The 25,869-nt window shown below is 40.5% G+C and carries 29 protein-coding genes; 27 read left to right on the forward strand and 2 right to left on the reverse strand.

Going from position 1 to position 25,869, the window contains the following annotated elements:
• The first annotated feature begins 108 nt into the window (after nt 1-108).
• The 4 genes from tsaE to hfq all read left to right on the forward strand — a co-directional run bounded on the left by tsaE (nt 109) and on the right by hfq (nt 4,114).
• The gene (gene tsaE, locus EXE29_RS00090) at nt 109-579 is read left to right on the forward strand and encodes a tRNA (adenosine(37)-N6)-threonylcarbamoyltransferase complex ATPase subunit type 1 TsaE (protein ID WP_106985822.1); all 471 of its coding nucleotides are present in this window, start codon (nt 109-111) and stop codon (nt 577-579) included.
• Nucleotides 576-2,555 (forward strand): DNA mismatch repair endonuclease MutL, encoded by a 1,980-nt coding sequence (mutL, locus tag EXE29_RS00095; protein ID WP_117007554.1) that lies wholly within the window; start codon nt 576-578, stop codon nt 2,553-2,555. Before tsaE ends, mutL begins: the two co-directional genes overlap by 4 nt.
• A gap of 6 nt (nt 2,556-2,561) precedes the next feature.
• The gene (gene miaA / locus EXE29_RS00100) at nt 2,562-3,506 is read left to right on the forward strand and encodes a tRNA (adenosine(37)-N6)-dimethylallyltransferase MiaA (RefSeq protein WP_117007555.1); all 945 of its coding nucleotides are present in this window, start codon (nt 2,562-2,564) and stop codon (nt 3,504-3,506) included.
• Nucleotides 3,507-3,598: 92 nt separating this feature from the next.
• Complete coding sequence (hfq, locus tag EXE29_RS00105; protein WP_117007556.1) at nt 3,599-4,114, forward strand: RNA chaperone Hfq; 516 nt, start codon at nt 3,599-3,601, stop codon at nt 4,112-4,114.
• A gap of 107 nt (nt 4,115-4,221) precedes the next feature.
• On the opposite strand, the gene EXE29_RS00110 is transcribed toward hfq, so the two are convergent.
• Both EXE29_RS00110 and EXE29_RS00115 read right to left on the reverse strand, forming a co-directional pair.
• Nucleotides 4,222-5,541 carry a peptidylprolyl isomerase gene (locus EXE29_RS00110; RefSeq protein WP_117007557.1) on the reverse strand — a complete coding sequence of 440 codons (1,320 nt, stop codon included), beginning with the start codon at nt 5,539-5,541 and terminating at the stop codon, nt 4,222-4,224.
• Nucleotides 5,541-8,024 carry an LPS-assembly protein LptD gene (locus EXE29_RS00115; protein WP_120363595.1) on the reverse strand — a complete coding sequence of 828 codons (2,484 nt, stop codon included), beginning with the start codon at nt 8,022-8,024 and terminating at the stop codon, nt 5,541-5,543. Before EXE29_RS00115 ends, EXE29_RS00110 begins: the two co-directional genes overlap by 1 nt.
• A gap of 120 nt (nt 8,025-8,144) precedes the next feature.
• Here EXE29_RS00115 and EXE29_RS00120 point away from each other — a divergent pair, with 120 nt between their 5' ends.
• The 23 genes from EXE29_RS00120 to EXE29_RS00230 all read left to right on the forward strand — a co-directional run bounded on the left by EXE29_RS00120 (nt 8,145) and on the right by EXE29_RS00230 (nt 25,854).
• Nucleotides 8,145-9,158, forward strand: coding sequence for an aminoglycoside phosphotransferase family protein (locus tag EXE29_RS00120; protein WP_117007559.1), 1,014 nt, complete (start codon nt 8,145-8,147; stop codon nt 9,156-9,158).
• A complete protein-coding gene (murU, locus tag EXE29_RS00125; RefSeq protein WP_120363596.1) occupies nt 9,158-9,847 on the forward strand; it encodes an N-acetylmuramate alpha-1-phosphate uridylyltransferase MurU in 690 nt (229 codons plus the stop codon). Before EXE29_RS00120 ends, murU begins: the two co-directional genes overlap by 1 nt.
• An 85-nt stretch (nt 9,848-9,932) precedes the next feature.
• Nucleotides 9,933-10,565 (forward strand): 16S rRNA (guanine(527)-N(7))-methyltransferase RsmG, encoded by a 633-nt coding sequence (rsmG, locus tag EXE29_RS00130; protein WP_106985815.1) that lies wholly within the window; start codon nt 9,933-9,935, stop codon nt 10,563-10,565.
• Between the two features lie 25 nt (nt 10,566-10,590).
• Nucleotides 10,591-11,373, forward strand: a complete 783-nt coding sequence (locus EXE29_RS00135; protein WP_106985814.1) for a ParA family protein — start codon at nt 10,591-10,593, stop codon at nt 11,371-11,373.
• Complete coding sequence (locus EXE29_RS00140; protein WP_120363597.1) at nt 11,370-12,257, forward strand: ParB/RepB/Spo0J family partition protein; 888 nt, start codon at nt 11,370-11,372, stop codon at nt 12,255-12,257. The genes EXE29_RS00135 and EXE29_RS00140 overlap by 4 nt, the downstream gene beginning before the upstream one ends.
• Nucleotides 12,258-12,288: 31 nt before the next feature.
• Entirely contained in the window at nt 12,289-12,936 is a 648-nt protein-coding gene (locus EXE29_RS00145; RefSeq protein ID WP_117007563.1) for a MotA/TolQ/ExbB proton channel family protein, read from the forward strand.
• 8 nt (nt 12,937-12,944) lie between these two features.
• Nucleotides 12,945-13,367: an ExbD/TolR family protein gene (locus tag EXE29_RS00150; RefSeq protein WP_117007564.1), complete on the forward strand. Its 423-nt coding sequence runs from the start codon at nt 12,945-12,947 to the stop codon at nt 13,365-13,367.
• The gene (gene msbA, locus EXE29_RS00155) at nt 13,367-15,094 is read left to right on the forward strand and encodes a lipid A export permease/ATP-binding protein MsbA (RefSeq protein WP_117007565.1); all 1,728 of its coding nucleotides are present in this window, start codon (nt 13,367-13,369) and stop codon (nt 15,092-15,094) included. Before EXE29_RS00150 ends, msbA begins: the two co-directional genes overlap by 1 nt.
• Before the next feature lie 2 nt (nt 15,095-15,096).
• Nucleotides 15,097-16,116, forward strand: a complete 1,020-nt coding sequence (gene lpxK / locus EXE29_RS00160; protein ID WP_117007566.1) for a tetraacyldisaccharide 4'-kinase — start codon at nt 15,097-15,099, stop codon at nt 16,114-16,116.
• Nucleotides 16,113-16,874, forward strand: coding sequence for a 3-deoxy-manno-octulosonate cytidylyltransferase (gene kdsB, locus EXE29_RS00165; protein WP_106985808.1), 762 nt, complete (start codon nt 16,113-16,115; stop codon nt 16,872-16,874). Before lpxK ends, kdsB begins: the two co-directional genes overlap by 4 nt.
• A 12-nt stretch (nt 16,875-16,886) precedes the next feature.
• Nucleotides 16,887-17,867 carry a DNA polymerase III delta subunit-related protein gene (locus tag EXE29_RS00170; RefSeq protein ID WP_120363598.1) on the forward strand — a complete coding sequence of 327 codons (981 nt, stop codon included), beginning with the start codon at nt 16,887-16,889 and terminating at the stop codon, nt 17,865-17,867.
• 13 nt (nt 17,868-17,880) lie between these two features.
• Nucleotides 17,881-18,222 (forward strand): PilZ domain-containing protein, encoded by a 342-nt coding sequence (locus tag EXE29_RS00175; protein ID WP_106985806.1) that lies wholly within the window; start codon nt 17,881-17,883, stop codon nt 18,220-18,222.
• A 29-nt stretch (nt 18,223-18,251) separates the two neighbouring features.
• Nucleotides 18,252-19,025 carry a TatD family hydrolase gene (locus EXE29_RS00180; RefSeq protein ID WP_120363599.1) on the forward strand — a complete coding sequence of 258 codons (774 nt, stop codon included), beginning with the start codon at nt 18,252-18,254 and terminating at the stop codon, nt 19,023-19,025.
• A 43-nt stretch (nt 19,026-19,068) separates the two neighbouring features.
• The gene (locus tag EXE29_RS00185; RefSeq protein ID WP_106985804.1) at nt 19,069-19,683 is read left to right on the forward strand and encodes a TetR/AcrR family transcriptional regulator; all 615 of its coding nucleotides are present in this window, start codon (nt 19,069-19,071) and stop codon (nt 19,681-19,683) included.
• Between the two features lie 9 nt (nt 19,684-19,692).
• Entirely contained in the window at nt 19,693-20,247 is a 555-nt protein-coding gene (locus EXE29_RS00190; protein ID WP_120363600.1) for a prepilin-type N-terminal cleavage/methylation domain-containing protein, read from the forward strand.
• A complete protein-coding gene (gene gspI, locus EXE29_RS00195; RefSeq protein WP_120363601.1) occupies nt 20,237-20,617 on the forward strand; it encodes a type II secretion system minor pseudopilin GspI in 381 nt (126 codons plus the stop codon). Before EXE29_RS00190 ends, gspI begins: the two co-directional genes overlap by 11 nt.
• Nucleotides 20,614-21,279: a type II secretion system protein GspJ gene (locus EXE29_RS00200; protein WP_120363602.1), complete on the forward strand. Its 666-nt coding sequence runs from the start codon at nt 20,614-20,616 to the stop codon at nt 21,277-21,279. Before gspI ends, EXE29_RS00200 begins: the two co-directional genes overlap by 4 nt.
• A complete protein-coding gene (gspK, locus tag EXE29_RS00205) occupies nt 21,279-22,238 on the forward strand; it encodes a type II secretion system minor pseudopilin GspK (protein ID WP_120363603.1) in 960 nt (319 codons plus the stop codon). The genes EXE29_RS00200 and gspK overlap by 1 nt, the downstream gene beginning before the upstream one ends.
• 125 nt (nt 22,239-22,363) lie before the next feature.
• Nucleotides 22,364-22,960: a 6-pyruvoyl trahydropterin synthase family protein gene (locus tag EXE29_RS00210; protein WP_120363604.1), complete on the forward strand. Its 597-nt coding sequence runs from the start codon at nt 22,364-22,366 to the stop codon at nt 22,958-22,960.
• A gap of 45 nt (nt 22,961-23,005) precedes the next feature.
• A complete protein-coding gene (ung, locus tag EXE29_RS00215) occupies nt 23,006-23,719 on the forward strand; it encodes a uracil-DNA glycosylase (protein WP_120363605.1) in 714 nt (237 codons plus the stop codon).
• The gene (locus EXE29_RS00220) at nt 23,716-24,837 is read left to right on the forward strand and encodes an enoyl-CoA hydratase/isomerase family protein (protein WP_106985797.1); all 1,122 of its coding nucleotides are present in this window, start codon (nt 23,716-23,718) and stop codon (nt 24,835-24,837) included. The genes ung and EXE29_RS00220 overlap by 4 nt, the downstream gene beginning before the upstream one ends.
• A 6-nt stretch (nt 24,838-24,843) precedes the next feature.
• Nucleotides 24,844-25,362: a tRNA adenosine(34) deaminase TadA gene (gene tadA, locus EXE29_RS00225; protein ID WP_106985796.1), complete on the forward strand. Its 519-nt coding sequence runs from the start codon at nt 24,844-24,846 to the stop codon at nt 25,360-25,362.
• A 60-nt stretch (nt 25,363-25,422) separates the two neighbouring features.
• Nucleotides 25,423-25,854, forward strand: coding sequence for an SRPBCC family protein (locus tag EXE29_RS00230; RefSeq protein WP_106985795.1), 432 nt, complete (start codon nt 25,423-25,425; stop codon nt 25,852-25,854).
• Nucleotides 25,855-25,869: the final 15 nt, after the last annotated feature.

Consider the following 25,869-nt stretch of genomic DNA (forward strand, 5'->3'; position numbering starts at 1 on the left):
ATGAGAGCGTTAAGCCGTGAAAAAATACACAAACTGATAGGCGAAAATAGGCTTTTAAAGCCATGCAATGCTATCATAATCAATCTTTATATTGGTGTCGTGAGTATTATGCAGTATTCATTTAATTTGGTTTTAAACAATGAAGAAGATACACAGAACTTAGCACAAGTTTTGGCGCAGCATTTTAACTCAGGTGTTATCCATTTAATTGGTGATCTTGGTGCAGGTAAAACAACCTTAACACGTTATTTTATGCAAGCTTTGGGGCATCAAGGTGCGGTAAAAAGCCCAACTTATACCTTGGTTGAACCTTACAATATCCAAGGGCAAGATATTTTTCATTTTGACTTGTATCGTTTAAATGATCCTTATGAATTAGAACTGATGGGTATTCGCGATTATCTCGAAACCCCAAATGCGTTATTTTTGTTTGAATGGCCATCGAAAGGTGGTGATGAAATTCCTGCGCCAGAATTGTTAATTAATATTGAAAAGTCTGAAGATGAGCTAACGCGCTATGCGACTTTAAGCTTTGCTTCAGACAGCCTGAAAACTGCTTTAGAGAACCGTTTTTCATGAGTGAATTGAGTGTACGCCGTATTCGCACACTTGAGCCTGCTTTAGCTAACCAAATTGCAGCAGGTGAAGTGATTGAACGCCCTTCATCTGTGGTCAAAGAATTACTGGAAAATGCCATTGATGCAGGAACCACAGAACTGATTGTTCGGGTTGAGCAGGGTGGCAGTACACTCATTGAAATTATAGACAACGGCCGTGGCATTCACCCTGAAGATTTACCTTTAGCTGTGATGCGTCATGCAACCAGTAAAATTCAGTCAGCTGAAGATTTGCATGCAATTGTCAGTCTTGGCTTTCGTGGCGAAGCCTTAGCTTCGATTGCAGCTGTATCTCGCTTAACCTTAACCAGTAGTCAGACGGATGAAGGGGTAGGTTATCAGGTAGAAGTAAATGGTACGGCATTTGATCACCAGCAAATTCAAGCAGTAGCAGCGCCACGGGGCACACACATTCGGGTGCAAGATTTATTTTTTAATGTCCCTGCACGACGTAAATTTTTAAAGAAACCCGGTACTGAGTTTGGTCATATTGAAGAAATCGTGCGTCGTCTAGCGCTGACCCATTTTGATATTCGTTTTGTACTTGAACATAACAACAGTATTAAGCTGAATTTACCTATAGCTGATAGTGGTGAACTACGGTTTCAGCGGGTACAGCAGCTCTTAGGGCGTCAGTTTACTGAAAATGCATATTGGATGGATGCAGATAGCATCAGTATGCGTTTGAGCGGTTGGTTAGGCCATCCATCTGATGCGCGAGCGCAGGCAGATTTACAATATGTATATGTGAATGGCCGTATTGTGAAAGATAAGACAATTTCTCATGCTTTGCGTATGGCTTATGAGGGAATTTTGCATGGGCATCAACATGCGGCCTATTTGCTCTTTTTAGAAGTTGACCCTGAAAACATTGATGTCAATGTTCATCCAACCAAACATGAAATTCGTTTTTTAAACCAACGCGAAGTGCATGAGTTTGTGCGACATTCTGCAAAAAAAACCTTGGCTCAATTTCAAACGGCTTCAGCAGAATTATCCTCTGCAATGAAGCAAGATATTGAACAGCCAATTGTACAGCATGCGCCTCAACCACGTTATCAAGAGCAGTTTGACTTGCATAAGCAGGCCACTACGCAAGCTCAGACTTTGACGCCGACAATGCCGCAGCATGATGAAAACTTTCAGTTTGCTCAGACTGTACCAGAAATGCGCCGTGATGCTACACAAGCGACAGCGACTGCTTATCAGTACAATGCACAATTAGGTGGCTCAGCACGGCTAAATAACGCTTTGCAAAGTTATTTGGCACCACTTCGAGCAACTGAAGATGCATCGAGTGCTACAGCGCAAGAGATGAGTTTAGAGGCACATATTGCGTCTAAAGTAGATGAGCATCCATTGGGTATTGCGATTGCGCAGCTACATGGTATTTATATTTTGGCGCAAAATACTGAAGGTTTGATTATTGTTGATATGCATGCCGCGCATGAGCGTATTGTGTTGCAACAAATGAAAGCTGCTTGGGATAAGCCTGAATTTTGGATGTCACAGCAGCTATTAATTCCTAAAGTGGTTCCTATTAGTCGCATGCAAGCGATGCGAGTTGATGATCTAAGAGATCAATTGGCTCGTTTTGGCTTGGAAATCGATCAATATGGTGATGAGCAAGTGATTGTACGTGGTGTGCCTGCGATTTTACATAAAGCAAATCTGGAAGCCTTAGTACCTGAATTGCTAAATGATTTAGATCCGACTGATCAAGTGCAAGGTTTATTGCAACGTCGCGATGAAATTTTAGCGGGTATGGCTTGTCATGGGGCAGTACGCGCACATCGAATACTCAGCCTTTCTGAAATGAATGCTTTGCTTCGTCAAATGGAGCAAACCGAATTTGCCAGCCAATGTAATCATGGCCGTCCTACATGGCGTGCCTTTCCATTGGCTCAACTTGATAAACTTTTTGCTCGAGGAGAGTAGTTTTACATGTCAAATCAATTGCCGGTCATCAATTTAATGGGACCAACTGCAAGCGGGAAAACTGCTTTGGCATGCGAATTATACGAGCAAGGTGATTTTGAGTTGATTTCCGTCGATTCTGCGCTGGTTTACCAAGATATGGATATTGGTACGGCAAAGCCGACAAAAGATGAATTGGCTCAATTCCCGCATCATTTGATTGATATTATTTCACCACTTGAAGTGTATTCAGCGGCAAGCTTTGTTGAAGATGCATCTGCACTGATTGATGATATGCACACACGTGGAAAAACCCCAATATTAGTGGGTGGAACCATGTTGTATTTCAAAGCATTGCTTGAAGGTTTATCGAGTAACTTGCCAAGTGCAGATTATGCAGTACGCGCAGAAATTGAAGCGATGGGTGAACGAGATGGCTGGGATGCTGTATATGCGCATTTGTGTCAGGTTGACCCATTGGCAGGTCAGAAATTTAAGGTGAGTGATAAGCAACGCATTATTCGCGCACTCGAAGTATTTAAGCTGACAGGTAAACCAATTACACAGCTTCAAGCTGAACAACCGAAGAACTTACCATATCGATACACTTTTCATAATTACGCTTTGCTACCTGATCGTATAGAGTTGCATAAAAGAATAGAAAAACGTCTCGAGATTATGTGGGATATCGGATTTTTAAATGAGGTTGAAGAACTCATGAAAAAATACGATTTAAACGAGGATTTACCTTCGATGCGCTCAGTCGGGTATCGACAAGCCATGGAATTTTTAAAAAATAGTGATAAAAGTATCGTAAATCGTAAAGAAATGGAGGATAGAGCTCTATTTGCAACACGACAACTTGCAAAACGTCAATACACATGGTTAAGATCTTTGCAAGAAACGCATAAATTTACAACATATTTAACGATTAAGCAGGCTCAAGAAGACTTGCGAAACTGTTACGGATAAAGCAAAATTTGGGTACTACCTTTTTTATAATTTTTAATTGAAAAATCAAAGGTAGTTTTTGCGCTGATTTTTAAATTTTTTGGAGTTATAACATGTCTAAAGGTCAAACTTTACAAGATCCGTTCTTGAATTCTCTCCGTAAGGAACGTATTCCTGTTTCTATTTTCCTTGTGAACGGTATTAAGTTACAAGGTCATATTGAATCTTTTGACCAATATGTAGTTTTATTAAAAAATACTGTAAGCCAAATGGTTTACAAACATGCGATTTCTACAGTAGTTCCTGCACGTAATCCACGTCCTGCTGGTGCTCCTGCTGGTGCTCAAGGCGCGGCTGGCTTTGGCGGTCAACAAGGTGGCTTCGGTGGCGGTCAACAAGGCGGTTTCGGTGGCGGTCAACAAGGTGGCTTCGGTGGTCAAGGTGGCTTCGGTGGTCAAGGTGGCTTCGGTGGTCAAGGTGGCTTCGGTGGTCAAGGTGGCTTCGGCGGTCAAGGTGGCTTCGGCGGTCAAGGTGGCTTCGGTGGCCAAGGTGGCTTCGGTGGTCAATCTGCTGGCTTTGATGGCGAGTCAAAATTTGAAGATTCTCAAGAAGACGAAAATAATCGTTAATTGATACTTCATAAAAAAGCCTCTCAATTGAGAGGCTTTTTTATGACTTAATTTTAAAAATTAAGAAAAAAAACCAGCATCGAGTGCTGGTTTTTTTTGCTCTAATATTAAGAGCGATTATTTTTACGATCTAAAGAAGGATCTTTGATGTCTACAAAAGCATTGTTACGCGTTTCACGTAACCAGCTGTCTAATTCAGCATCAAATTGACGTTCTCCAAGAATCTGGCGGGCCATGCGTTCTTGGTATTCTTTCGTCATGTCTTGTTGGCGAGTGTCTGTCACTTGCAGAATATGCCAACCAAATTGAGTTTGGAAAGGTTCAGTAATTTGGCCTTTTGGCGTAGATTGCATTTTTGCATCAAATTCTGGAACCATCATACCAGGCGTTACCCAGCCCAAGCTACCGCCATCACGTGCAGAACCAGGGTCATTGGAGAAAGTTCCTGCCAAAACTGCAAAGTCTTCCCCATTTTTTAAACGTGTATAAATACTATCAATTTGCTGTTTAGCATCTTCAGGGCTAACCACTTCAGAAGGTTGGATCAGAATGTGGCGAGTTTGAAATTGTGAAACAATCGCTTTTTGGTCTGCGCCTTTGCGTTCAATAAGCTTTAAGACATGAGTACCATCACGTACAGGAATCAGTTCTGTGGTTTGGCCTTCTTGGAGTGTACTCACACGTGCAGCTAATTCAGCAGGGATGTCTGATAAGCTACGGAAACCCATATCTGCGCCTTCAACTTTAACACCATTGGTACTAAATTTTTGATTAATGGCTTTAACATCATTGGAGTTATTGAGTTCGGCTTTCACTAGATTTGCTGTTTTTTCTACAGCGGCTTGGTCTGTTCCAGAAATACGAACATGTAACACATGCGCTTGACTGCCAATGGCAGCTTGGCCTTGCGGTGAGTTTAAGAAGTTTTTTACGTCCGAATCAGAAATGTGAATACGTGAAGTCACAATTTGTTGGCGTAAGCGATTAATCGCTAAATCTTCTGCAATACGATTGCGTAGACCTGCATAAGTATTCGGTGATAGGGCATCTAATTTTTGTTGGAAAGCTTCAAGACTAGTAGAACCTGAATCTTTAGCAACCTTTAATACAGCTTCATTAAGGCTTTTTTCATCTGGTTTAATGTTATAGCGCTTTACCTGTTCTAATTGTGCTTGGCGCGCAATCAGCTGTTCAAGTGCTTGTTGTTGTAAATATTGTTCTGGTGGAACAGTTTTTTTCTGTGCCTGTAATTGGTGTGTGAGTTCTGAAATGCTTTGCTCTAAGTCACTGCGTAAAATCACACTATTATCGACAACAGCAACAACTTCATCTTTAGGTTGGCCAGCAGCAAAAACAGGTACTGCAGCACTCAAACAAAGTGCGAGCGTTGTTGCTTTAAAAATGCGTTTTAATTGTGTTGTCTTCATTAACGTTCAGTCCAATTTTGATTGATATTGTTAAAACCTAAAATACGGTTTTCAAGCAATGATGAAAGTTTGTTATTAAAGCCACCTAAGCCTTTTAAGGTGAACTCAGCCATGATGGCACGTTTTGGGTTAACACCGTCATCTTTCACGTTATCTAAGTCGTTGTAGTATGAACGACCATAGACAGAAACACCCCAACAGCATGATTCATAGTTCACGCCAAGCAGATATTCACGGGCAACACTGTTGTCTAAGTCATATTGTGCATGACCAATAATACGCCAGTTATTGTGTACAGGTTGAATAAATGACGCTACTACTTGATCGTAGTGATCTTGGCGGTTTGGAATAGCACGACGGTTAAAATAGCCTAGGTTGTATAGGCTACCCTTATCACTTGTGTAATAGGCTTGAATATCACGTTCGGCATTATCACCGTTTGCCATCCATGCACTATTGGCATTGATGGTAAAGCGCTCTGATAATTGGCTAGTTAAGCTAACAACAGGGCCAGTGTGTCGTTCACGATCAAAATCATCGCTGGTGTTGTTGAGTGTGACACGACGATCTTCAAAGTAGAAGCTTTGACCAACACTTGCTTTTAAGCGTTCTAAGCCAACATCATCAAACAAGCTATAACTTAAGCCTAATGATGTGAAGTTGTTGTCTTCTAAGCGGTCATGACCATAGAAGCGGTATGGGCTAAATAATTGGTCATAGCTTACAGAGGCTGTAGCAGAGTCAAAGTTTGGGTGTGAGTCCTGATTGCGATATGGTGAATATGCGTAGAACACACGCGGTGTTAAAGTCTGTAAGAACTTACCTTGCTTTTCAAAGACTAATCCAGCATCTAAAGTAAATTGTGGTACGGTAATAGATTTGGTTTCATTTGAAGAGTTGGTTTGTACAGCGTTGTTACCATTGCTTTGTAAGTAGTCAATTGTGTTCTTATCAAAGAAGGTGTTGACGTTACGTACAGTTGCTTCAGGAATCACAAATGCAAAAGGGGTGCGATAGTTGTAACGAACAGAGAAGTCGTTATAAATACGCGTGCCACTTGGCTCAAACGAATTTAAATTATTGTTATAAATGCTGTAGTCATTAATGTCTTTTTTGAAGTAAGCCGTGTCGTGGTTAAACTCATATTGTAAACCGAGTGGATTACCCGTTTTATAGTTAACCAAGAATTGCGGTAAACGCGCGTAAGGGCGATCTTCGTCTTTTACGGTTTTATCTAATGTTTGGAAGTCTTCGACTTTAAGCTGAGCCTTTAAACCAGGAATACCGTGTTTGTAGTTCAGTTCCCAAGCACGACGTAAGTTTAGGTCGGTTCTAGAGTTTGGGTTGTTATTTAAATCTGCAAAATAGTCTTTATCAGAGGCGTAGTTATAATCGAGGTTCGTACTAAATTGGTCGTTAATTTGCCAATTGTGTTCAGCGTGTAAGAATTTTCGATCTTTATCGTTGTAGCCACTATCTGATGGTAATGCACCCCCAGAAATTAAGCCTTGTCCAAAGTTTTGGGTAAGGTAACGGAATTCAGCTTCAAGCATTGCACCACGGTCTGCCAAGAAACGAGGTGTAATAGTGGCATCGTAATTGGGTGCTAAATTTAAATAAACAGGTACACCAAGCTCTAAACCACCATCATTGGTAAAACCAAAGCTTGGAGTCAAAATACCCGTGGTACGACGCTCATCAATTGGGAAGTTGAAATATGGAACGGCCATCACTGGCACGTCTTTTACATAAAGTTTAGTGCCTTTGGTTTCACCACGACCCGTTTCTTGATTCAGCTTAATATGGTCTGCTTGAATTTTCCAAGTGGGCTTTTCATCTGGTGGACATGTGGTGTAGGTTGCGTTATCCAATTCCAGTGTAGATGTTGATGTACGTGAAATTTTATCTGCACGGCCGTGAGCATGTTGCTGCTCAGCAATATAAAGGCTGTTATTTAAATTGCCTTGTTGGGTTTTGAGGTTGTAATCGACATTGTCACTTTGTGACAGTAGCCCAGATTGGGCCATTTGCACATTGCCTGACGCATTTGCATAGGTTTTAGTTTTATCAATTTTGATTTGATCAGCACGAATTTGACGGCCTTCTTGATCAATAACGACATTGCCTTCAAGAATTGAGTCGCCGTTTGGATCAAAATGACCATAATCTGCAGTAATTGTAGACGTTGCAGTTTCAGGAGAAGCTGCTTTTGTGTCTGAAGCAATTGGAGTTACCCAAGCACCTTGGCAATAAGCTGAACTCAGTTGATGGCCTTGGCGTTGCTGCGCTTCAGGCGCAGATTTATCTATATAGTATTGTTCAAAAAACTTTTGGCCAGGGTAGGTTTCAGTAATGCTTTTTTTAAGCTCTGCATTAGTGACAGTCGAAGCAGTCTGGTCAGCGGCATAGCCCGCGATGGAACTACCGCAAAGTAGAGTTAAGATCGCAGTCGCTAAAGGATTAAATTTAAACTGATGCTTCATTTGTCTCATTAACCAAGTATGCTTAATTGCAATTAATTATTGTCGCATCATAGAGAAAAAGTTGATAAGTGGCTACACTTAGCACTTTAAAAACTCAGCCTGTTTTAGAAATAATCGCAAATGAATACACAACGTGAACAATTGATACAATCATGGATGACATCTGTACTCGGTTCAGATCAATTTGAAACTCATTTTTTAGCAGGCGATGCTAGCTTTCGTCGTTATGCACGAATCAAATTGAATAATAAAACATTTATGCTCATGGATGCACCTCCAGAAAAAGAAGATTGTGTGCCTTTTGTGACGATTGATGAATTTTTCGATGCACATGGTGTACGTGTACCACATATTGTGGCGAAAGACTTTGATTTAGGTCTTTTATTGTTGGAAGATTTTGGTGATGTATTGCTGTCTACAAAATTAAATGACAAAACTGTAGATGCGCATTATGCACAAAGTTTCAAACAGTTAATTCAATTACAATCGATTGCGGGTCAAGGTCATTTCCCTGAGTATGCTTACGAAAAACTCATTTCAGAAATGGAATTACTTACAGATTGGCTACTTCCTTCACTTAAGATCCAACCAACTGAAGCTGAAAGTGCTTTAATTAAGCGAACTTTTGCTATTTTAGCCAATGCTGCTTTAGCACAGCCTCAAGTTATTGTGCATCGTGATTTTCATAGTCGTAATCTGATGTTATTGGAAGGTGAGTCAGAGCAAGGTGTCATTGATTTTCAAGATGCCGTAATTGGTGCAGATACTTACGATCTGATTTCGATTACACGAGATGCTTATGTGCAATGGAATCCTGAGCGTGTCTATACGTGGTTTAAAGTATTTTATGATCTACTTCCTGTGTCTGCAAAAGAAGGTCGTGACTTTGAGCAATTTAAAAAAGACGCAGATTTAATGGCAATTCAGCGCCATATTAAAATTTTGGGTATTTTTGTTCGCTTGTTTGAGCGTGATGGTAAGTCTGGTTATTTAAAAGATTTACCGCGTGTGATGTGGTATTTGCTCGAAGAAAGTAAGCCGTATGCAGAATTACAACCATTTATGCAGTTTATTCAGGCTAAAGTGTTGCCAAAATTTGAAGAGAAATATGGCAAATACGAGGTTGAAGCATAATGAAAGCCATGATTTTAGCTGCTGGGTTGGGCAACCGCATGCGACCTTTAACGCTATATAAACCGAAACCATTGTTGGAAGTGGGGGGTAAGCCTTTAATTGTTTGGCATATCGAGAAACTTAAATCTATTGGTGTGACTGAAATTGTAATTAACTCGGCATGGTTGGCGGATGTATTGATAGGCGCTCTCGGCGATGGTTCACAATTTGGTGTCGATATACGTTGGACACGTGAATTGGAAGGTTTAGAAACAGCGGGCGGTATTATTAATGCCTTAGCACTTCTAGGGACAGAGCCATTTATTTTGGTCAATGGCGATGTGTGGACGACATTTGATTTTGCATCACTCTTAGATGTGCAACTAAATGATGATTTAGCACATTTAGTGTTTGTAGAAAATCCTGAGCAACATCCAAAGGGTGATTTTACCTTGGATGCTGGCCGTGCTTACACCTTTGAGCAGGCACATGCGGGAGAGGCACTCACTTATAGTGGAGTTGCTGTGATTGATCCTAAGATGTTCGATGGCCTAGAGGCGGGTAAACGTCCATTGGCGCCACTCTTAAAACAGGCCATGCACGACGGAAAAATTGCTGCAGAAAAAATGCAGGCGGTTTGGGTAGATGTAGGCACTCCTGAGCGTTTAAGTGCACTAGATCTCCAGATTCGTGAAGGGATGTACGTTTAAGTGCATATTCGCTAGACACATCCTGCTGTGACAGGCAGGATAAATCGTTATACTTCCATCTAAATTTTCGAGACGTAAATTGGTTATGCATACTTTTTTTCAAGAACTCAAGCAAGGTAGTCAGGCTTTAGGTTTAAGCTTAAGCGATGAAGCTTTAAATTTATTACTCAAATACCAAGATGCTTTGGTGTTATGGAATAAAGCATATAACTTGACTGCGATTCGTGATCCAAAAGAAATGTTGGTTAAGCATTTACTAGATAGCCTTAGTATTTTAAAAGATTTACCTGCAGGTCGTCTTTTAGATATTGGTACAGGTGGGGGTATGCCGGGTATGATTATTGCCTTGTGTCAGCCTGAACGCCAATGTGTATTACTTGACTCAAATGGCAAGAAAATTCGCTTCTTAAAGCAATTTATTGCAGATTTAAAATTGAGTAATGTAGTCGCAGTACAAACACGTGTCGAAAATGAAGACAGCATTCAAGAGCTTGGTAAATTTGATGTCATTACCAGCCGTGCTTTTGCCTCATTAACAGATTTTATTCATGCGTCACTTCCATTTATGCATGACAACAGCATTATTGCTTCTATGAAAGGGCTGATTCCAAGCGAAGAAGTCGAAGCTTTTAAAGATCAATTTAGCTGTAAAATTATTGAGTTAAAAGTTCCACGTTTGGATGAACAGCGTCACTTGTTGCTGTTAAAACGTATTTAATTTTTTCAAAGGATTTGGGGTTACCATGGCACAGATTATTGCGATTGCGAACCAGAAAGGTGGTGTCGGTAAAACTACAACCGCAGTAAATTTGGCTGCATCATTGGCCGTACTTAAAAAACGCGTATTACTTGTGGATATGGATTCACAAGGCAATGCGACGATGGGTTCTGGCATTCAAAAAAATGATCTGCTGTATTCGGTAACTGATGTATTGCTGGGCGAAATGCCGATTGAAACAGCAATTAGTAAAGCTGAAGTTGGTTATAAGGTATTGGGTGCAAACCGTGATTTAGCAGGTGTTGAGCTTGCAATTGCGGAGCAGCCTGGCCGTGAATTTATCTTACGTGAAGCCTTAAAAGAGGTTGAAGATAAATTTGATTATATTATTGTCGATTGCGCGCCAAGTTTAAGCTTGATTACGGTGAATGCTTTGGCTGCAGTGGATGGCGTGATTATTCCAATGCAATGTGAATACTACGCTTTGGAAGGTTTGGCCGATTTAACGCAAACGATTGATCGTATTCAGCAAGCATTAAACCCAGACTTACAAATTGTAGGTGTTTTACGCACCATGTATGATGCGCGAAATGCTTTGACACGTGATGTTTCAGCAGAACTAGAACAATATTTTGGCAAGAAGCTATATGAGACGGTTATTCCACGTAATATTCGTTTAGCAGAAGCACCTGCGCATGGTTTGCCAGTCATTTATTTTGAGAAAAGCTCGAAGGGTGCAGTGGCATATTTAAACCTTGCTGCTGAAATGTTAAAGAAAAGCAAAGTAAAAAAAGGAATTAAAGCATGACAGTAAAAAAACGCGGATTAGCGAAAGGTCGTGGTCTAGACGCGTTGCTTGGTTCCATTCAAAAAGAAAAGTTGCAACTCGAAGCACAATCTTTGGACCATGGTCAGCTCAAACAAATTGATGTTCATTTACTCAAACGTGGCGAATATCAGCCACGTCGTTATATTAATGAGCAAGACTTACAAGAATTAGCGGCATCAATCGAAAAGCACGGTGTGATGCAGCCAATTGTGATTCGTCCAATTGAAGATGAAAAGTACCTGTATGAAATTATTGCAGGTGAGCGTCGTTGGCGTGCCGCACAGTTGGCCGGTTTAACGGAAGTGCCTGCAATTGTTCGCGATTTAACGGACCAAGTTGCAATTGCTTTGGCTTTAATTGAAAACATTCAACGTCAAGACTTAAATCCAATTGATCAGGCGATGGCATTACAACGATTCCATGATGAGTTTGGTTTAAGCCATCAAGAAATTGCCGATACAGTGGGTAAAGCACGTACGACAGTAAGTAATTTACTACGCTTATTAACTTTGGCTGAGCCTGTAAAAGACTTTATGCAACAAAGCCTTTTAGACATGGGTCATGCACGTGCAATTTTGACGCTAAAAGCCAGAGATCAGCTTAAAATGGCTGAACATGTGATTGAAAAGAGCTTGTCTGTGCGTCAAACCGAACAATTGGTGCGAGACATGAATGCGCCAAAACAAGTCAAAGAAAAACAAGCAGCATCTTCAGATATTCAGCAATTAACACAACGTTTATCTGATCGTTTTGGTGCCGATGTTAAAATCGACCATAACAAACAAGGCAAAGGCAAGTTGGTGATTAATTATCATTCACTCGAAGAGTTGGATGGTATTTTAAATATTTGCTTCGCAGATTAATTTTGTATTTCGATTTATTGGGGAAAATCAAATGTGGGAATTAGTCAAAGCAGGTGGGTGGCTGATGCTACCCTTGGTACTTTGTTCGATTTTTACCGTAGCTATTACGATTGAGCGATTTATTCGCTTGAAAAAATCGACAGTATTACCCACTGCATTGTTAATGAAAAAAAATCAAAGTGCAGATCAAGTTGTAAAGGTTATGCGCCAAAGCCAAGCGCTACAAGACAGTACGCTTGGCCGTATTTTTTTAGCTGGCTATGAAAGCAAAGACCAAGCACAGCAATATGCCAGTGCTCAAATGGAAGCTGTGGCTTCTCAAGAAATTGGTTTTTTAGAAAAAAATGTAAATTTCTTGGGCACACTAAGTGCAGTGGCGCCATTACTAGGTTTGTTAGGTACAGTGCTGGGTATTATTGAATCATTTTTAATGATTGATGTAGGTACGAATAGTGATCCAGTACTGATGATGCCGGGTATTTCAAAGGCTTTGATTACGACAGCGGCGGGTATGTTAATTGCAATTCCAGCATTATTCGCACATCGTTATTTTCAGCGTTTGGTGCAAGAATTTACAGCCGAACTTGAACAACAATCGACCTTATTTCATGCTGCATTATTTTATAAAGTAACACCTGTAGCTGAACGACAAGATCAAGACATGCCAAAAGCAAGCTGAGGTCTAAAATGAAGTTCAGACGCCGTCAAGTTGAAGATATTCATATCAACCTAACACCAATGATTGACTGTTTATTGTTTATCTTGGTGTTTTTGCTGTTGTCGACGTCATTTAACCAAATGAGTCGAATGAATTTAACCTTGCCAGATGCGCAGGGTGTGCCACCTAAGCACTATGATCAAAAAATTGAAGTGACGGTAGACGCTACTGGACACTATGCTGTGAATGGGCAGTCCTTAGAGGGGAAGGATACTGTAGATTTAAATATGGCAATTAAACAGATTTCTCATGATCGCCGTGATTTAATGTTTATTATTGCTGCGGATGCCAAGGCTGCACACCAAGATGTTATTCGTGTAATGGATGTTGCTGGTCAGTTAGGTTTCGTGAACGTTAATATTAGTACCAAAGTACCAACTCGAGGTTATTAGTGAAGCAAGATGTTAAGGTCTATCTGCGCCTGTTAAGCTATTTAAAGCAATTTTGGGGCGTAGCATTATTGGTTGTACTTGGTTTTGCGATCAATGCTGCAACAGAAGTTTCTGTGGCAAAATTGCTAGAGAAAATCATTAATGCGATTCAGAATAAAGACCAAAGCTTTACAACACTGTTTCCACTGCTAGTTGTGGTGCTGATGTTCTTCCGCGGTTTGGGTTTATTTATGGGTGGGTATTTCACGGCAGTGATTTCCCGTAATTTAATCTTTAATATCCGCCAAGAAGTATTTGCTAAGCTTATGCGATTGCCATCGCAGTATTATTTAGATAATTCGAGCGGCCATATTACTGCCAAAATTATGTATAACGTCGAGCAATTAACCGCTGCATCGACCGAATCATTAAAAACGTTATTACAACAAGGTTTAATTACACTGGCCTTAATGGGCTATTTAATTTATACCAATTGGCGTTTGACCTTAATTATTTTGGTATTTGGCCCTTTGATTGGCTTGTTGATTCGTAAGGCATCGAAACGGATGCGTAAACTATCGAATCAAGTACAAGATACGATGGGTGATGTAAACCATGTGGTGCAAGAAACTGTAAACGGCAATATGGTGGTCAAAGGTTTTGCTGGGCAAAGTTATGAACAACAACGTTTTCATGAAAGCTCAATGGAAAACTTACGCCGTGGCTTGAAAATGGTGGTGGTACAACAGCTGAATAGTCCAGTCGTACAGTTGATCATGTCTATTTCTTTGGCCATTATTATGTTTATTGCCCTAAGACCTGAGATTTTGCGTGAAACGTCTGCGGGTGAGTTTGTTGCCTACATTACTGCAGCGGGCATGTTGGCGAAGCCAATTCGTTCTTTAACGGATATTAACGAAAAAATTCAACGTGGTATGGCGGCTGCATATTCGGTTTTTGAATTATTGGATCTACCTGAAGAAGAAAATAAAGGCACATTAACACCTGCCTTAACAGGTGAAATTGAATTTAATAATGTGAACTTGACCTACTCAGATGGTTATCATGCAATTCATGACTTTAGCTTAAAAGTGAATGCGGGTGAAACGGTCGCTTTGGTTGGGCGGTCTGGTGCAGGTAAGACCTCATTGGTTAACTTACTTCTGCGCTATCAAGAGATTAGTTCGGGTCAGTTAAAGCTCGATCAAATGGATATTCATGATATTGAGCTGAATGCATTGCGGTCACAAATTTCAATGGTGAATCAGCAAGTGGTGCTTTTCAATCGTACGGTACGTGAAAATATTGCTTATGGTCAGTTGGGATCTGCTAGTGATGAGGAAGTGATTGCAGCTGCTAAAGCGGCGTATGCACACGACTTTATCATGAACTTACCACAAGGTTATGATACGCCATTAGGCGCGCAAGGCTTAAACTTGTCTGGTGGTCAGCGTCAACGTATTGCTATTGCTCGTGCAATATTAAAAAATGCGCCAATATTGATTTTGGATGAAGCAACCAGTGCTTTAGATAATGAATCGGAGTACTTTATTCAGCAAGCCTTTGATACTGCAATGAAAGATCGTACTACAATTGTGATTGCTCACCGATTGTCGACGATTGAAAATGCGGATCGTATTGTGGTGATGGATAAAGGCCTGATTGTAGAGCAAGGCACGCATGCAGAGTTGCTTGCAAAACAAGGTGCATATTTCCAATTACATCAGCGTAATTTTGAGGAGCACTAAGTATGTCGGTCGCACAGTTAATACAAGATGCTTGGCATAAACAAGCGAAGTGGCTAATTGTGTTCCGACCGTTGTCGTGGCTCTATCGTGGCGGATTTTTACTGAATAAGAAAATGTATGCCACGGGTCTTAAAAAAAGTTATACCGCGCCAGTGCCTGTTATGGTGATTGGTAATATTACCGTGGGTGGAAGCGGTAAGACGCCATTGCTAATTCACTTGGTTAATTACTTACAAAGCTTAGGCCTAAGTGTAGGTGTCATTAGTCGTGGTTATGGCGGTAAAGGCCCATTTCCAGCCTATGTCGATCTGAATGCAGAAGCCGAGCAAGTGGGTGATGAACCTGCTTTGATTGTTCAGTCTACGGGGGTGCCGATGGCCGTGGGTGCCAATCGTCAAAAAAGCATTGAGCTATTGCTGAGCAAGCATCCTCTAGATTTAATTATTTGCGATGATGGCTTGCAACATTTGGCACTCAATCGACAGTTAGAATGGATTGTGCTGGATAATAACCGTGGCTTGGGGAATGAAAAAATTCTTCCTGAAGGCTATTTGCGCGAACCCAAAAGTCGCTTAAATACGGGTACGGTGATTGAGCATGCATCTCATGCCATTAGTCCACTCAATATGCACTTAGAGGCGTCTGAGCCTTATCTGCTTAATAGCACGACTGAACAAGTGTTTAATCCGCATCAAGCATTTTATGCTGTAGTTGGTATTGGTTTTCCACAACGTTTTTATACAACATTGGAAAATATGGGCATTCATCAGTTCCAATGCCATGAATTTCCAGATCATTATGAATACGAACTTGCAGATTTACAGTTTGAAGATAATTATCCAATTATCACCACTGAAAAAGATGCAGTTAAAATTTTACCCTTACTCAAACAACACCCAAATATACAACGTGAGATTTGGGTTGTTCCTGTAGATGCTGTACTTTCAGCAGAATGCTATCGCACCTTGCATCAGCAATTGAGTCAATTGGGCATTACTCTTCCTGAAGGCAGTATTTTATGAAACATATCGTCATCCCAGCGCGTTTTTCGAGTTCTCGTTTACCTGGTAAGCCGTTGTTGGAAATTCATGGTCGTCCTATGATTTTACGCGTTGTAGATCAGGCTAAAAAAGTAGAAGGCTTTGATGACTTATGTGTAGCAACAGATGATGAGCGTATTGCAGCAGTATGTCGTGCAGAAGGTATTGATGTTGTGTTGACCTCGGCAGATCATCCTTCAGGTACAGATCGTTTGAGCGAAGTTGCGCGTTTAAAAGGTTGGGATGAAAACGATATTATTGTCAATGTGCAAGGCGATGAACCATTGCTTCCAGCGCTATTGGTTAAACAAGTCGCTCAATTATTAGAGCAACAGCCTGCCTGCTCAATGTCTACACTGTGTGAGCCTATTCATCATTTAGATGAATTTAAGCGTGATAGTATTGTGAAGGTGGTTATGTCAAAACATCACCAAGCCTTATATTTTAGCCGTGCAACCATTCCTTATGATCGAGATGGTGCGAAGCTTGCAGAGCAAAAATTACATGATCAAGCTTATCGTCATCTAGGGCTATATGCGTATCGCGTTAAACTTTTACAAGAGTACGTGAGCTGGGATATGGGCGTGTTAGAAAAGCTGGAAAGCTTAGAACAATTACGTGTTCTTGAAAATGGACATCGTATTGCGATAGCTGTAGCAGAAGCGAATTTGCCACCGGGTGTCGATACTCAAGAAGATTTGGATCGCTTAAACCAAATGGATGTAGCACATTTTGAATAAGGATAATTATCCATGCAAAATGATGTAAAAGCACCTGTATACCCTTGGCAGGAAAATGTCTGGCACACCTTAACCAGTCGTTTTCCACAAATTGGGCACGGTTTATTGTTTTATGGCAAAAATGGCTGTGGAAAAGAAACATTTGCACAGTCATTTGTCGCTTGGGTGCTTTGTCAAAATCGTGATAGCCATCGCTATGCATGTGGTGAGTGTGGTAGTTGTCAGTGGCTAAAGTCTGATACACATCCAAATTATGTGCACATTAGTACAGATGAAGACAATAAAAAACAAAACGCCAAGATTAAAATTGAAAAAATTCGAGATCTTTTACCTTTTGTGCAACAAACGGTAGACGGTTGGCGTGTCATTGTTATTGAACCAGCAGAAGCATTAAATACTGCTTCTTCTAATGCTTTACTCAAGACCTTAGAAGAGCCTGGTGAGCGTATTGTCATTATTCTGTTGGCAGATCATTACTTAAAATTGCCAGCAACGATTCGTAGTCGTTTACAGCACTTTGCGCTTGATCGAATAAGCCCAGCACAGTCGGAGCAGTTTTTACAAGAAAATATTGCTACGGAGCAGTTTAGTCATGAGTTGTTGATGAATTTGTCCGATCAAATGCCATTGCGCGCTGTGAATCTAGCAGAGTGTGAATGGTTAACATTAAGACAAGACTTTGTTGATGATTGGCAAAAACTGATCAAACAGAAAAATATGCCGATGGCAATTGCGACCAAATGGAACAAAGCACTAAGTTTTAGTGATTTTAGTCAAATGTTTGAATACTTGTTGTCCGATATAATTTGTGTCAAGCTAAATCAATCAATTAAAAATATTGATTTGAATTATAGTGATTTACCAGCGCAGTATTCTTTAGAAGCGTTGTTTGGTATTTATGCTGATTTTCAGCAATCTAAGCGGTTTATTGAGCAAAATGTACAAACCAATCTTGTGCTCGATCAGCTGTGCATCAAATTAATGAATATATAAAAAGGGGAAAAGGATGCAGCCACGTATGGGCGGAATTATTCAGGCGAATATCCCAGATGTAGATACACTTTTTGCATGTTATATGCCTTATGTTTCTGGTGGTGGTTTATTTGTGCCGTCAAATCAGCCAGTTAAAATGGGTGAGGAAGTTTTTATTTTGGCGACATTGCCTGAGCAAACACAAAAAGTACCCTTAACAGGTAAGGTGATCTGGATTTCCCATAAACAAAATGGGGTGAAACCTCAAGGTTTTGGGATTCAATTGAGCGGTGAAAAAGGCGTTTACTTCCGTTCTGAAACAGAACGATTACTTACAGGGCTTAAAACTGAAGGGCGTAGAAGTTACACTATGTAGAATTTGAATTTTAGCGAATAGGTTTCATTGTGTTTGTAGATACTCATTGCCATTTGATTATGTTGGATTTAAGCCCTTATGGTGGGGATTTGGATTTGGCATTGGCGCAAGCCCGCGAAGCGGGTGTTTCAAAATTTATGAGTATATCGGTTGATTTGGACGATCACATTGAGCTGGCTAAAATTGCAGCCCGACATGCAGATGTAGGTTATACCGTAGGTGTGCATCCATGCGAAGATGCTCAAACCATGGCGCGTGCGACGACAGAGTATTTAATTGAACTTGCACAACCCGAAAAAGTTTGGGCTTTGGGTGAAACTGGTCTTGACTATTATCACAGTACGGACTTCGTTACAGAGCAAAAAGAATGTTTTGCTCGCCATATTCATGCTTCGCAAGCAGTGAACAAGCCTGTGGTTGTGCATACTCGTGCAGCTAAACACGATACAGTGGATATCATTCGTGCTGAAAAATCGACACATGGTATTTTGCATTGCTTCACAGAAGACTGGGAAACTGCAAAAGCAGTATTGGATTGCGGTTATTATGTATCGTTTTCAGGCATCGTTTCATTTAAAAATGCGCAAGATCTGCGTGATGTCGCTAAGCAAGTTCCACTCGATCGCGTGTTGATTGAAACAGACAGTCCTTATTTGGCGCCTATGCCCTATAGAGGAAAGTCTAATGAACCAAAGTATGTGCCTTATGTAGCCAAAGCATTAAGTGAGGTATATGATAAACCCGTTGAAGAGATTGCGCGTATAACGATGCAAAATTTTGAGAATCTCCTCAAGCAAAAGTAAAAAATTGAATGATATAGCGTATAAGAGAGTTAATAGGGTGAAGATGGATCGTCAAGCTCAATTCAGAGCAAGAGAAGCGTTAATTTTTCAAGTTGCAGAGCAATTGTTGCTTGAAAATGGTGAAGCAGGGATGACGCTAGATGCATTGGCGGCAGAGCTGGATTTAGCAAAAGGCACTCTATATAAACACTTTCAAAGTAAAGATGAATTATATATGTTGCTCATTATTCGTAATGAGCGCATGTTGCTTGAAATGATCAAGGATACAGATAAACAATTCCCTGAGCATTTAGCTTTCTTTATGCTACATCATTTACATCATCCTGAAAGAACTGTGCTGTTTCATCAAATTGAAGAGCGTTTATCTACAACTGGTGTGGGTATCCAGCATTTGTTTAATGAGCTTTATCAAGTTCGTAAGCAACGTCTACGCTTAATTATTCGAATGACAGAAAGCTATTTAGCATTAATTGAAAGTAAAATGGTTGTACGTGATTATTTGGCTTCAATTTGGTCGCTTACGCATGGTGCTGCTGCAATTTTGAACTCAAGTTTCTATCAGCGTTATCTAGGTTCAAGAGATACGTTAAGGGTTGCTTACATCGATCAAGCTTTAGCCCTGCCTAAGCTGACGCATGCTGTTCCACAATTTGCGTAAAGGCATGCTATGAACTCACCAAGACGATCATCCATCAAGGGTTTTACTTTAGTTGAGGTGATGGTCGTCATTGTGGTGATGGGTATCTTAGCCTCCATGATATTGATGAATATTGGTGGTACAGATCAGCGTAAAGCCATGCAAGCCAGAGAAGTCTTTCTCATGGATATGCAGAAGATGTTAAGAGTTGCCAATGATCAATCGCGGATATTGGCTTTAAACCCGCAATCTGCAACAGATGTGGCTAATTTTCAGTATAATGTTGTCGAATATTTACCTACTCAGCAAACGAGTGGGTCTTACAATCAAAATAATCAATGGAAAACCTATTCGGAGTTTGAGCCGCGCATTTTGCCGGATCATGTGTCATTAAGTATTCAAGCTTTAGATCATGCCTATCGTAATGCAAATAATTCTGAATTATTAAAGCAAAGCGCACCTAAGTTAATTTGGTTGGGTAATGGCGAGGCTAAACCAGTAAGAGTGCAATTTTATTTAAATGACCAACCGATTGGTTCAGAAATAGAAATAGACCATTTAGGTAAAATAGTTGATGAAAGCTAAAGGGTTTACTTTGTTGGAAGTAATGGTGGCGCTGGCAATATTTTCAGTCGTTGCGATTGCTTTGACTAATGTTGCACGACAATACACGCAAGCCACATCAAATGCTGTTTTAAGAACCAAAGCACAATTCACTGCGCTGAATGAAATTGCCATGATGGAAATCAATCAAGAGTGGATGAGTGGTACATCGTCTAAACAAGTGACGCAGCAGGGTGAAACGTGGCAAATTGATAAAAGCGCTCAATCCACCATTAGCCCAAATGTACAACGTGTTGATGTGCATGTGAGCTTAGTAAATGCAGAAACTGGGCAAGTAGAATCAGGTGTGACCAACTTACTTTTCTTTAATCATCGGATTAAAAGCTCATGAAACTAAAAAAAGCATGGGGTTTTACCTTGGTGGAGTTGTTGGTTGCAATCGCAATTTTTGCGGTATTATCTGCGCTGGGTTGGAAAGTGTTTGATTATATTGCAAAAGTCAAAACTCAAAATGCAATGCATGAAAGCAAATTGGGACAATTACAAGAAAGTTACAAACAAATATTAAGAGATACAGTGCAAGCTGTGCCATTGACTGCAAATATTGCTGGACAGGTGCAGGCAGCGTTAACTTTGCAAAATAACAAATTGGCGTTTAGTAAAACAGGGGTAACCGACCCACTTAATCAAGGTGTTGCTGCGGATGAGCGGGTAGAATATGTCTATCGTCAAGATGAGCAGAAATTATACCGTTTAAAATATCCAAATATTAATCAATCTGGGCGTGATCAGCCAGACAGTAGTGTTTTGCTCAATGGCGTAGAGCAATATCAAATTACAGTATTAAACCCCAATGAGCTCACCACTTGGCCAGATTCAGTGGGCAACTTAAGTAGTGATGCGGAAAAGCAACGCTTACCGCGCGGGCTTAAGTTGAACTTAACAGTAAATGGTGTAAGTTATGAGTGGATTTTTAGTTTACTCAATACGGACTTTTTAGAAGAGAAAAAAACTGTTAGCACGCCAGATGGTAACCAAGGAGTGTCATCTTAATGCACATTAAGGTTGGAACTCAAAAAGGTGTTGCCTTGTTGACCATTTTGGTGATGGTGGCCTTGGCGACAATTTTAGCAGCAGGAATTGCCAAGCAACAGGCCAATACAGCAGAAAGCACGTCTTATTTGATGCGTCAAAATCAGTCTTTATTGTATGCAAAAAGTGCAGAAGCATTTTTTGCCGAACTTTTAAAAGACGATGCTGAAAATGCAGGACAAGTCGATCACTTACAAGAAAACTGGGCTAAACCTATGCCTGCTTTTCCCGTTGAAGATGGTTCAGTGGCTGGTGTTTTAGAAGATGAATCAGGTAAGTTTAACCTCAATAGCTTGGTGAATAACGAAGGTCAGGTCAATGAAAATGCCAAAGCTTGGTTTGAGCGGATTTTGGTGCGTGGGGGTCTTCCTGCTCAATTGAGTGAGGCGGTTATTGATTGGCAAGATTCGGATGATCAACCTCTAGGTTCAATGGGTGCAGAAGCGAGTTATTATCAAGGCATGGCAAATGCTTCATTGCCACCCAATGCTAAATTTCATGATGTGGCAGAATTAAAACAAATTCGTGGTTTTGATGCAGGCAAAGATCAATTAATCGCACCTTATGTAACAGCCATTCCAAGTCACGACAGTAAAGTGAATATTAATACAGCGTCTGCATTTTTATTGGCGAGTTTGGATGAAAAGCTTGATGTGAATGCGGTAAAGCAGGCTATCGAGCAACAGCAAGCCAATTTAAAACATTTTGAAAGTGTTTCGGATTTATGGGCTTTAGCACCATTTTCAGAGGTATCAGAAGAAAAACAATCTGCAGTGAATACCTTGCTTGGTGTTCAGTCTGAATGTTTTAAAGCCAAAATTCAGGTTGAACTAGGTGGGAGAAAACGCCAGTTTAGCTCGCAAATGATCAGACAAGATAAAGATGTCTATGTGGCTTATCGGAGCATGGCGCCATTTTAGTCAAAAAATCTTTGTGTGGCTGATGTATTTTGTCAATCATAGTGAACAGTAAAATTAATGCTCAAACATTTACTTTTGCTTTATAATTATAGGTCATCTAGAGATTTTTAATTGCATTACGGCACATGATAATTCGTAAGTTATTTAAGTTTGAAAATGCGCATATTGTGCGTAATTGCACATCAGATCGTTGTAAACGTTCCATTCATGGGCATAGTTATAAAGTAGAGTTGCTTTTGAAAGCATCGAAACTTGATCATGGGCAAATGGTCTACGATTTTGGTTTGCTCAAAGGTGTGATCAAAGACTTGTATGATAGTTTTGATCATGCGATTTGCTATTGGAATCAAGACAGTCAAGAATATATTCAAGCATGTGAAACATTTAGTGCGCGTTGGGTATCATTACCAGTATCACCGTCAGCTGAACAGTTTTCGCGTATTTTCTTTTATTTGGCACAACAAGTTTTAGCATCGACAGAAACACAAAATGGTGAAGGTGATGTTGAAGTTTACTCTGTCATTGTGCATGAAACAGATACTGGCTATGCACAAAGCTTTTTAGAAGATATTCAAAATGAACAAATGGGTGTTTTGGATTTAGAGCAAATTGTATTTTCTGAGCAAATTCAAGCAGAATGGTCAAATCCCCAGATGTTTGAACAACTGAAAAAAGGTCTGAAATTTCAAAACCCGCAGGTAGAGTTACAAGTTAAAATCTAATGCAACACAGCAATGATATAAAGTAAAAAGGATTGGGTAGCAAGTATGTCTTTTACAGAAGAGCAACAAGCGAAACTAAACAAAGTTCAGCTTGATGCGGGCTGGAAATATGGACTGAGTGAGTTTTTGCTTAGCCCAAAAATGGATGAGCTAAAAGACTTTCTTGTGCAAGAAATTAAAGCAGATAAAGTGGTTTATCCGCCAAATGCATTGATCTTTAATTCGCTAAATACGACACCTTTGGCAAATGTCAAAGTGGTTATTTTAGGGCAAGATCCATATCACGGTCCAAATCAAGCACATGGTTTAAGTTTTTCTGTGCAAAAAGGCGTACCTTTACCGCCGTCTTTGCGCAATATTTACCATGAGTTGCAAAGTGACTTAGGAATTACAGTACCTAAGCACGGGGATCTGACACGTTGGGCAGAACAAGGTGTGTTATTGCTGAATAGTGTGTTAACTGTAGAAGCTGGTCAACCAACATCACATCAAAAACGTGGCTGGGAGGATTTCACAGATCATGTAATTGATGTATTGAATGAACAGCGTGAACATGTTGTCTTTATTCTTTGGGGAGCGTATGCACAACGAAAAGGACAACGTATCGATCAAAATAAACATTTGGTGTTAAAAGCCGCGCATCCATCACCATTGGCTGCAAACCGCGGTGGTTTTTTTGGTTGTAAAGTGTTCTCAAAATCTAATAATTATCTTAAACAACATGGCATTGAGCCTATTGATTGGCAGCTGGACGCATGACATATTCTCCCGTTTCAAAAAACTACCATCCGGATTTAATTGTAGAAGAAGCGAAAAACGGTTGGCGCATTGTTCGCCTGAACCGTCCGAAATCTTTACATGCATTAGATGAATCCATTGTGACTGCTTTGCTTGAAGTTTTTGAAGACTTCCATGGTGATAGTAGTGTGAAAGCGATTTGGTTTGATTCAACCACACCAAAAGCGTTTTGTGCAGGTGGCGATGTACGCAAACTACGTCAATTGGTCATTAATGATGAAGTAGCAACTGCGAATAAGTTTTTTGAACAAGAATATGCTTTAGATTTGTTATTGCATAACTATGCTAAACCCGTTTTGGTATGGGGTGAAGGTTATGTCATGGGTGGGGGCTTGGGCTTGTTCATGGCGGCACCTTTCCGCTTGGTGACACCATATTCTCGTTTGGCGATGCCTGAAATCAATATCGGTTTATATCCAGATGTGGGGGCAACTCGCTTCTTAGCAGACCGTGGTGCTATAGGCCTATTTACAGGTTTAACTGGTTCAATTATGACTGCTGCAGGTGCGTATGGTATTGGTTGGGCAACACATATCTGTGATGCACAACGTGATAATGTACTTGATAAAGTCATTAATATTGATTGGGGCCATTATCCAGCTGGCGATTTCCGTGCAATTGATGACACTTTGAATAGCATGCACCGTCCAGTCGGCCCAGGTCCACTTCAAAACTCGCTTGATGTGATTCAGAGTGTATGTCGTGGTGTGAATTTTGAGCATGACTATGAAGCTATTGTTGGTTTGAGTGATGCGCGAAGTGACTGGTTGCGTCAAGCCAGCGAAAACTTGCAAAAAGGTTCACCAACAACAGCAGCATTGAGCTGGTTGCTATGGCAATGGGGTAAGCAAATTCATTCGTGGAATGAAGTGTTTGAACTTGAAACTGAAATTTCAAACTGGAAGATTAATCACCCAGACTTTGTTGAGGGTGTGCGTGCACGCTTGGTAGATAAAGACCTTTCTCCTGAGTGGAAGCAAGGTGCAGATATGTCATTAAAGGGGATTTTGGCAGATCAACCTCCAGTGACATCAAATGAAAGCTGGAATGCTTTATTAAAACACTATGGTGTTATTTAATTTCGCATGACTGAGTTTGAACTTTATAGTGATGAATATTGGATGCAGTTGGCGATTGATCAGGCTGCATCTGCTGCAAAACAAGGTGAGATTCCAGTCGGTGCGATTATTGTGAGCCAAAACCAAGTGATTGGTTTTGGCTTTAATGCACCTATTGGTTTAAACGATCCGACAGCACATGCTGAAATACAAGCAATTCGCCAAGCGTGTGAACAGATTAAAAATTACCGTTTACCAGATGACGCGACGCTATACGTCACACTTGAGCCTTGTACGATGTGTGTGGGTGCTTTAGTTCATGCCCGTGTGCAACGTGTGGTGTATGGTGCGACAGAGCCGAAAGCAGGTTCATTGGTTAGTGCGCGTAAACTCTTTGAAACGGGTTACTACAATCATGTCTTTGCATTTGAGCAGAGTGTTTTGCATAGCGAATGTTCAGAGCAACTCAGCCTGTTTTTTAAAATGCGTCGTGAGCAGAAAAGACAGCAAAAATTACAAGAAAAGGCCTTAAATGATCAAGGCTAAAGCGTATGATATTTGCTATTTCTATTTCATAAAACAGCACAATAACTTTTAGGATCTACTATGAACTCTATTACCATACAAAAAGAATTTAATGCGCCAGTAGAACAGGTATTTGAACTATTGTCTAAACATGCAACTTATAACGTGGCTTTTGCGCCAGTGCAGGTTGTGCGTGTGAAAGATTCAGCAGATCCTGAGCGTCCGGATGGAGTTGGGTCTGTGCGTCGTATGGGGTTTGGCCCAGTTAAGCCACTCCAAGAGCAAATTACACTGCTTGAGCCGAATTCACGTATTGAATATAAAATTATTAAAAACCCATTGGTGAAGCATCATTTGGGCGTGATTCAATTTCAGCGCGTTGATGGTGAGAAAACTTTAGTGACTTATACGATTGAATTACAAGCACGTGCACCTTTTGTCAGTAAATTAATCCTTGCACAGCTTAAATCAGCGATTAAACTTGGTTTTTCAAAACTCGCAAAAACTGTATAGGGAATGGCGGAAAAG

Source organism: Acinetobacter sp. WCHAc060006 (assembly GCF_004209135.1).
GTDB lineage: Bacteria > Pseudomonadota > Gammaproteobacteria > Pseudomonadales > Moraxellaceae > Acinetobacter > Acinetobacter cumulans.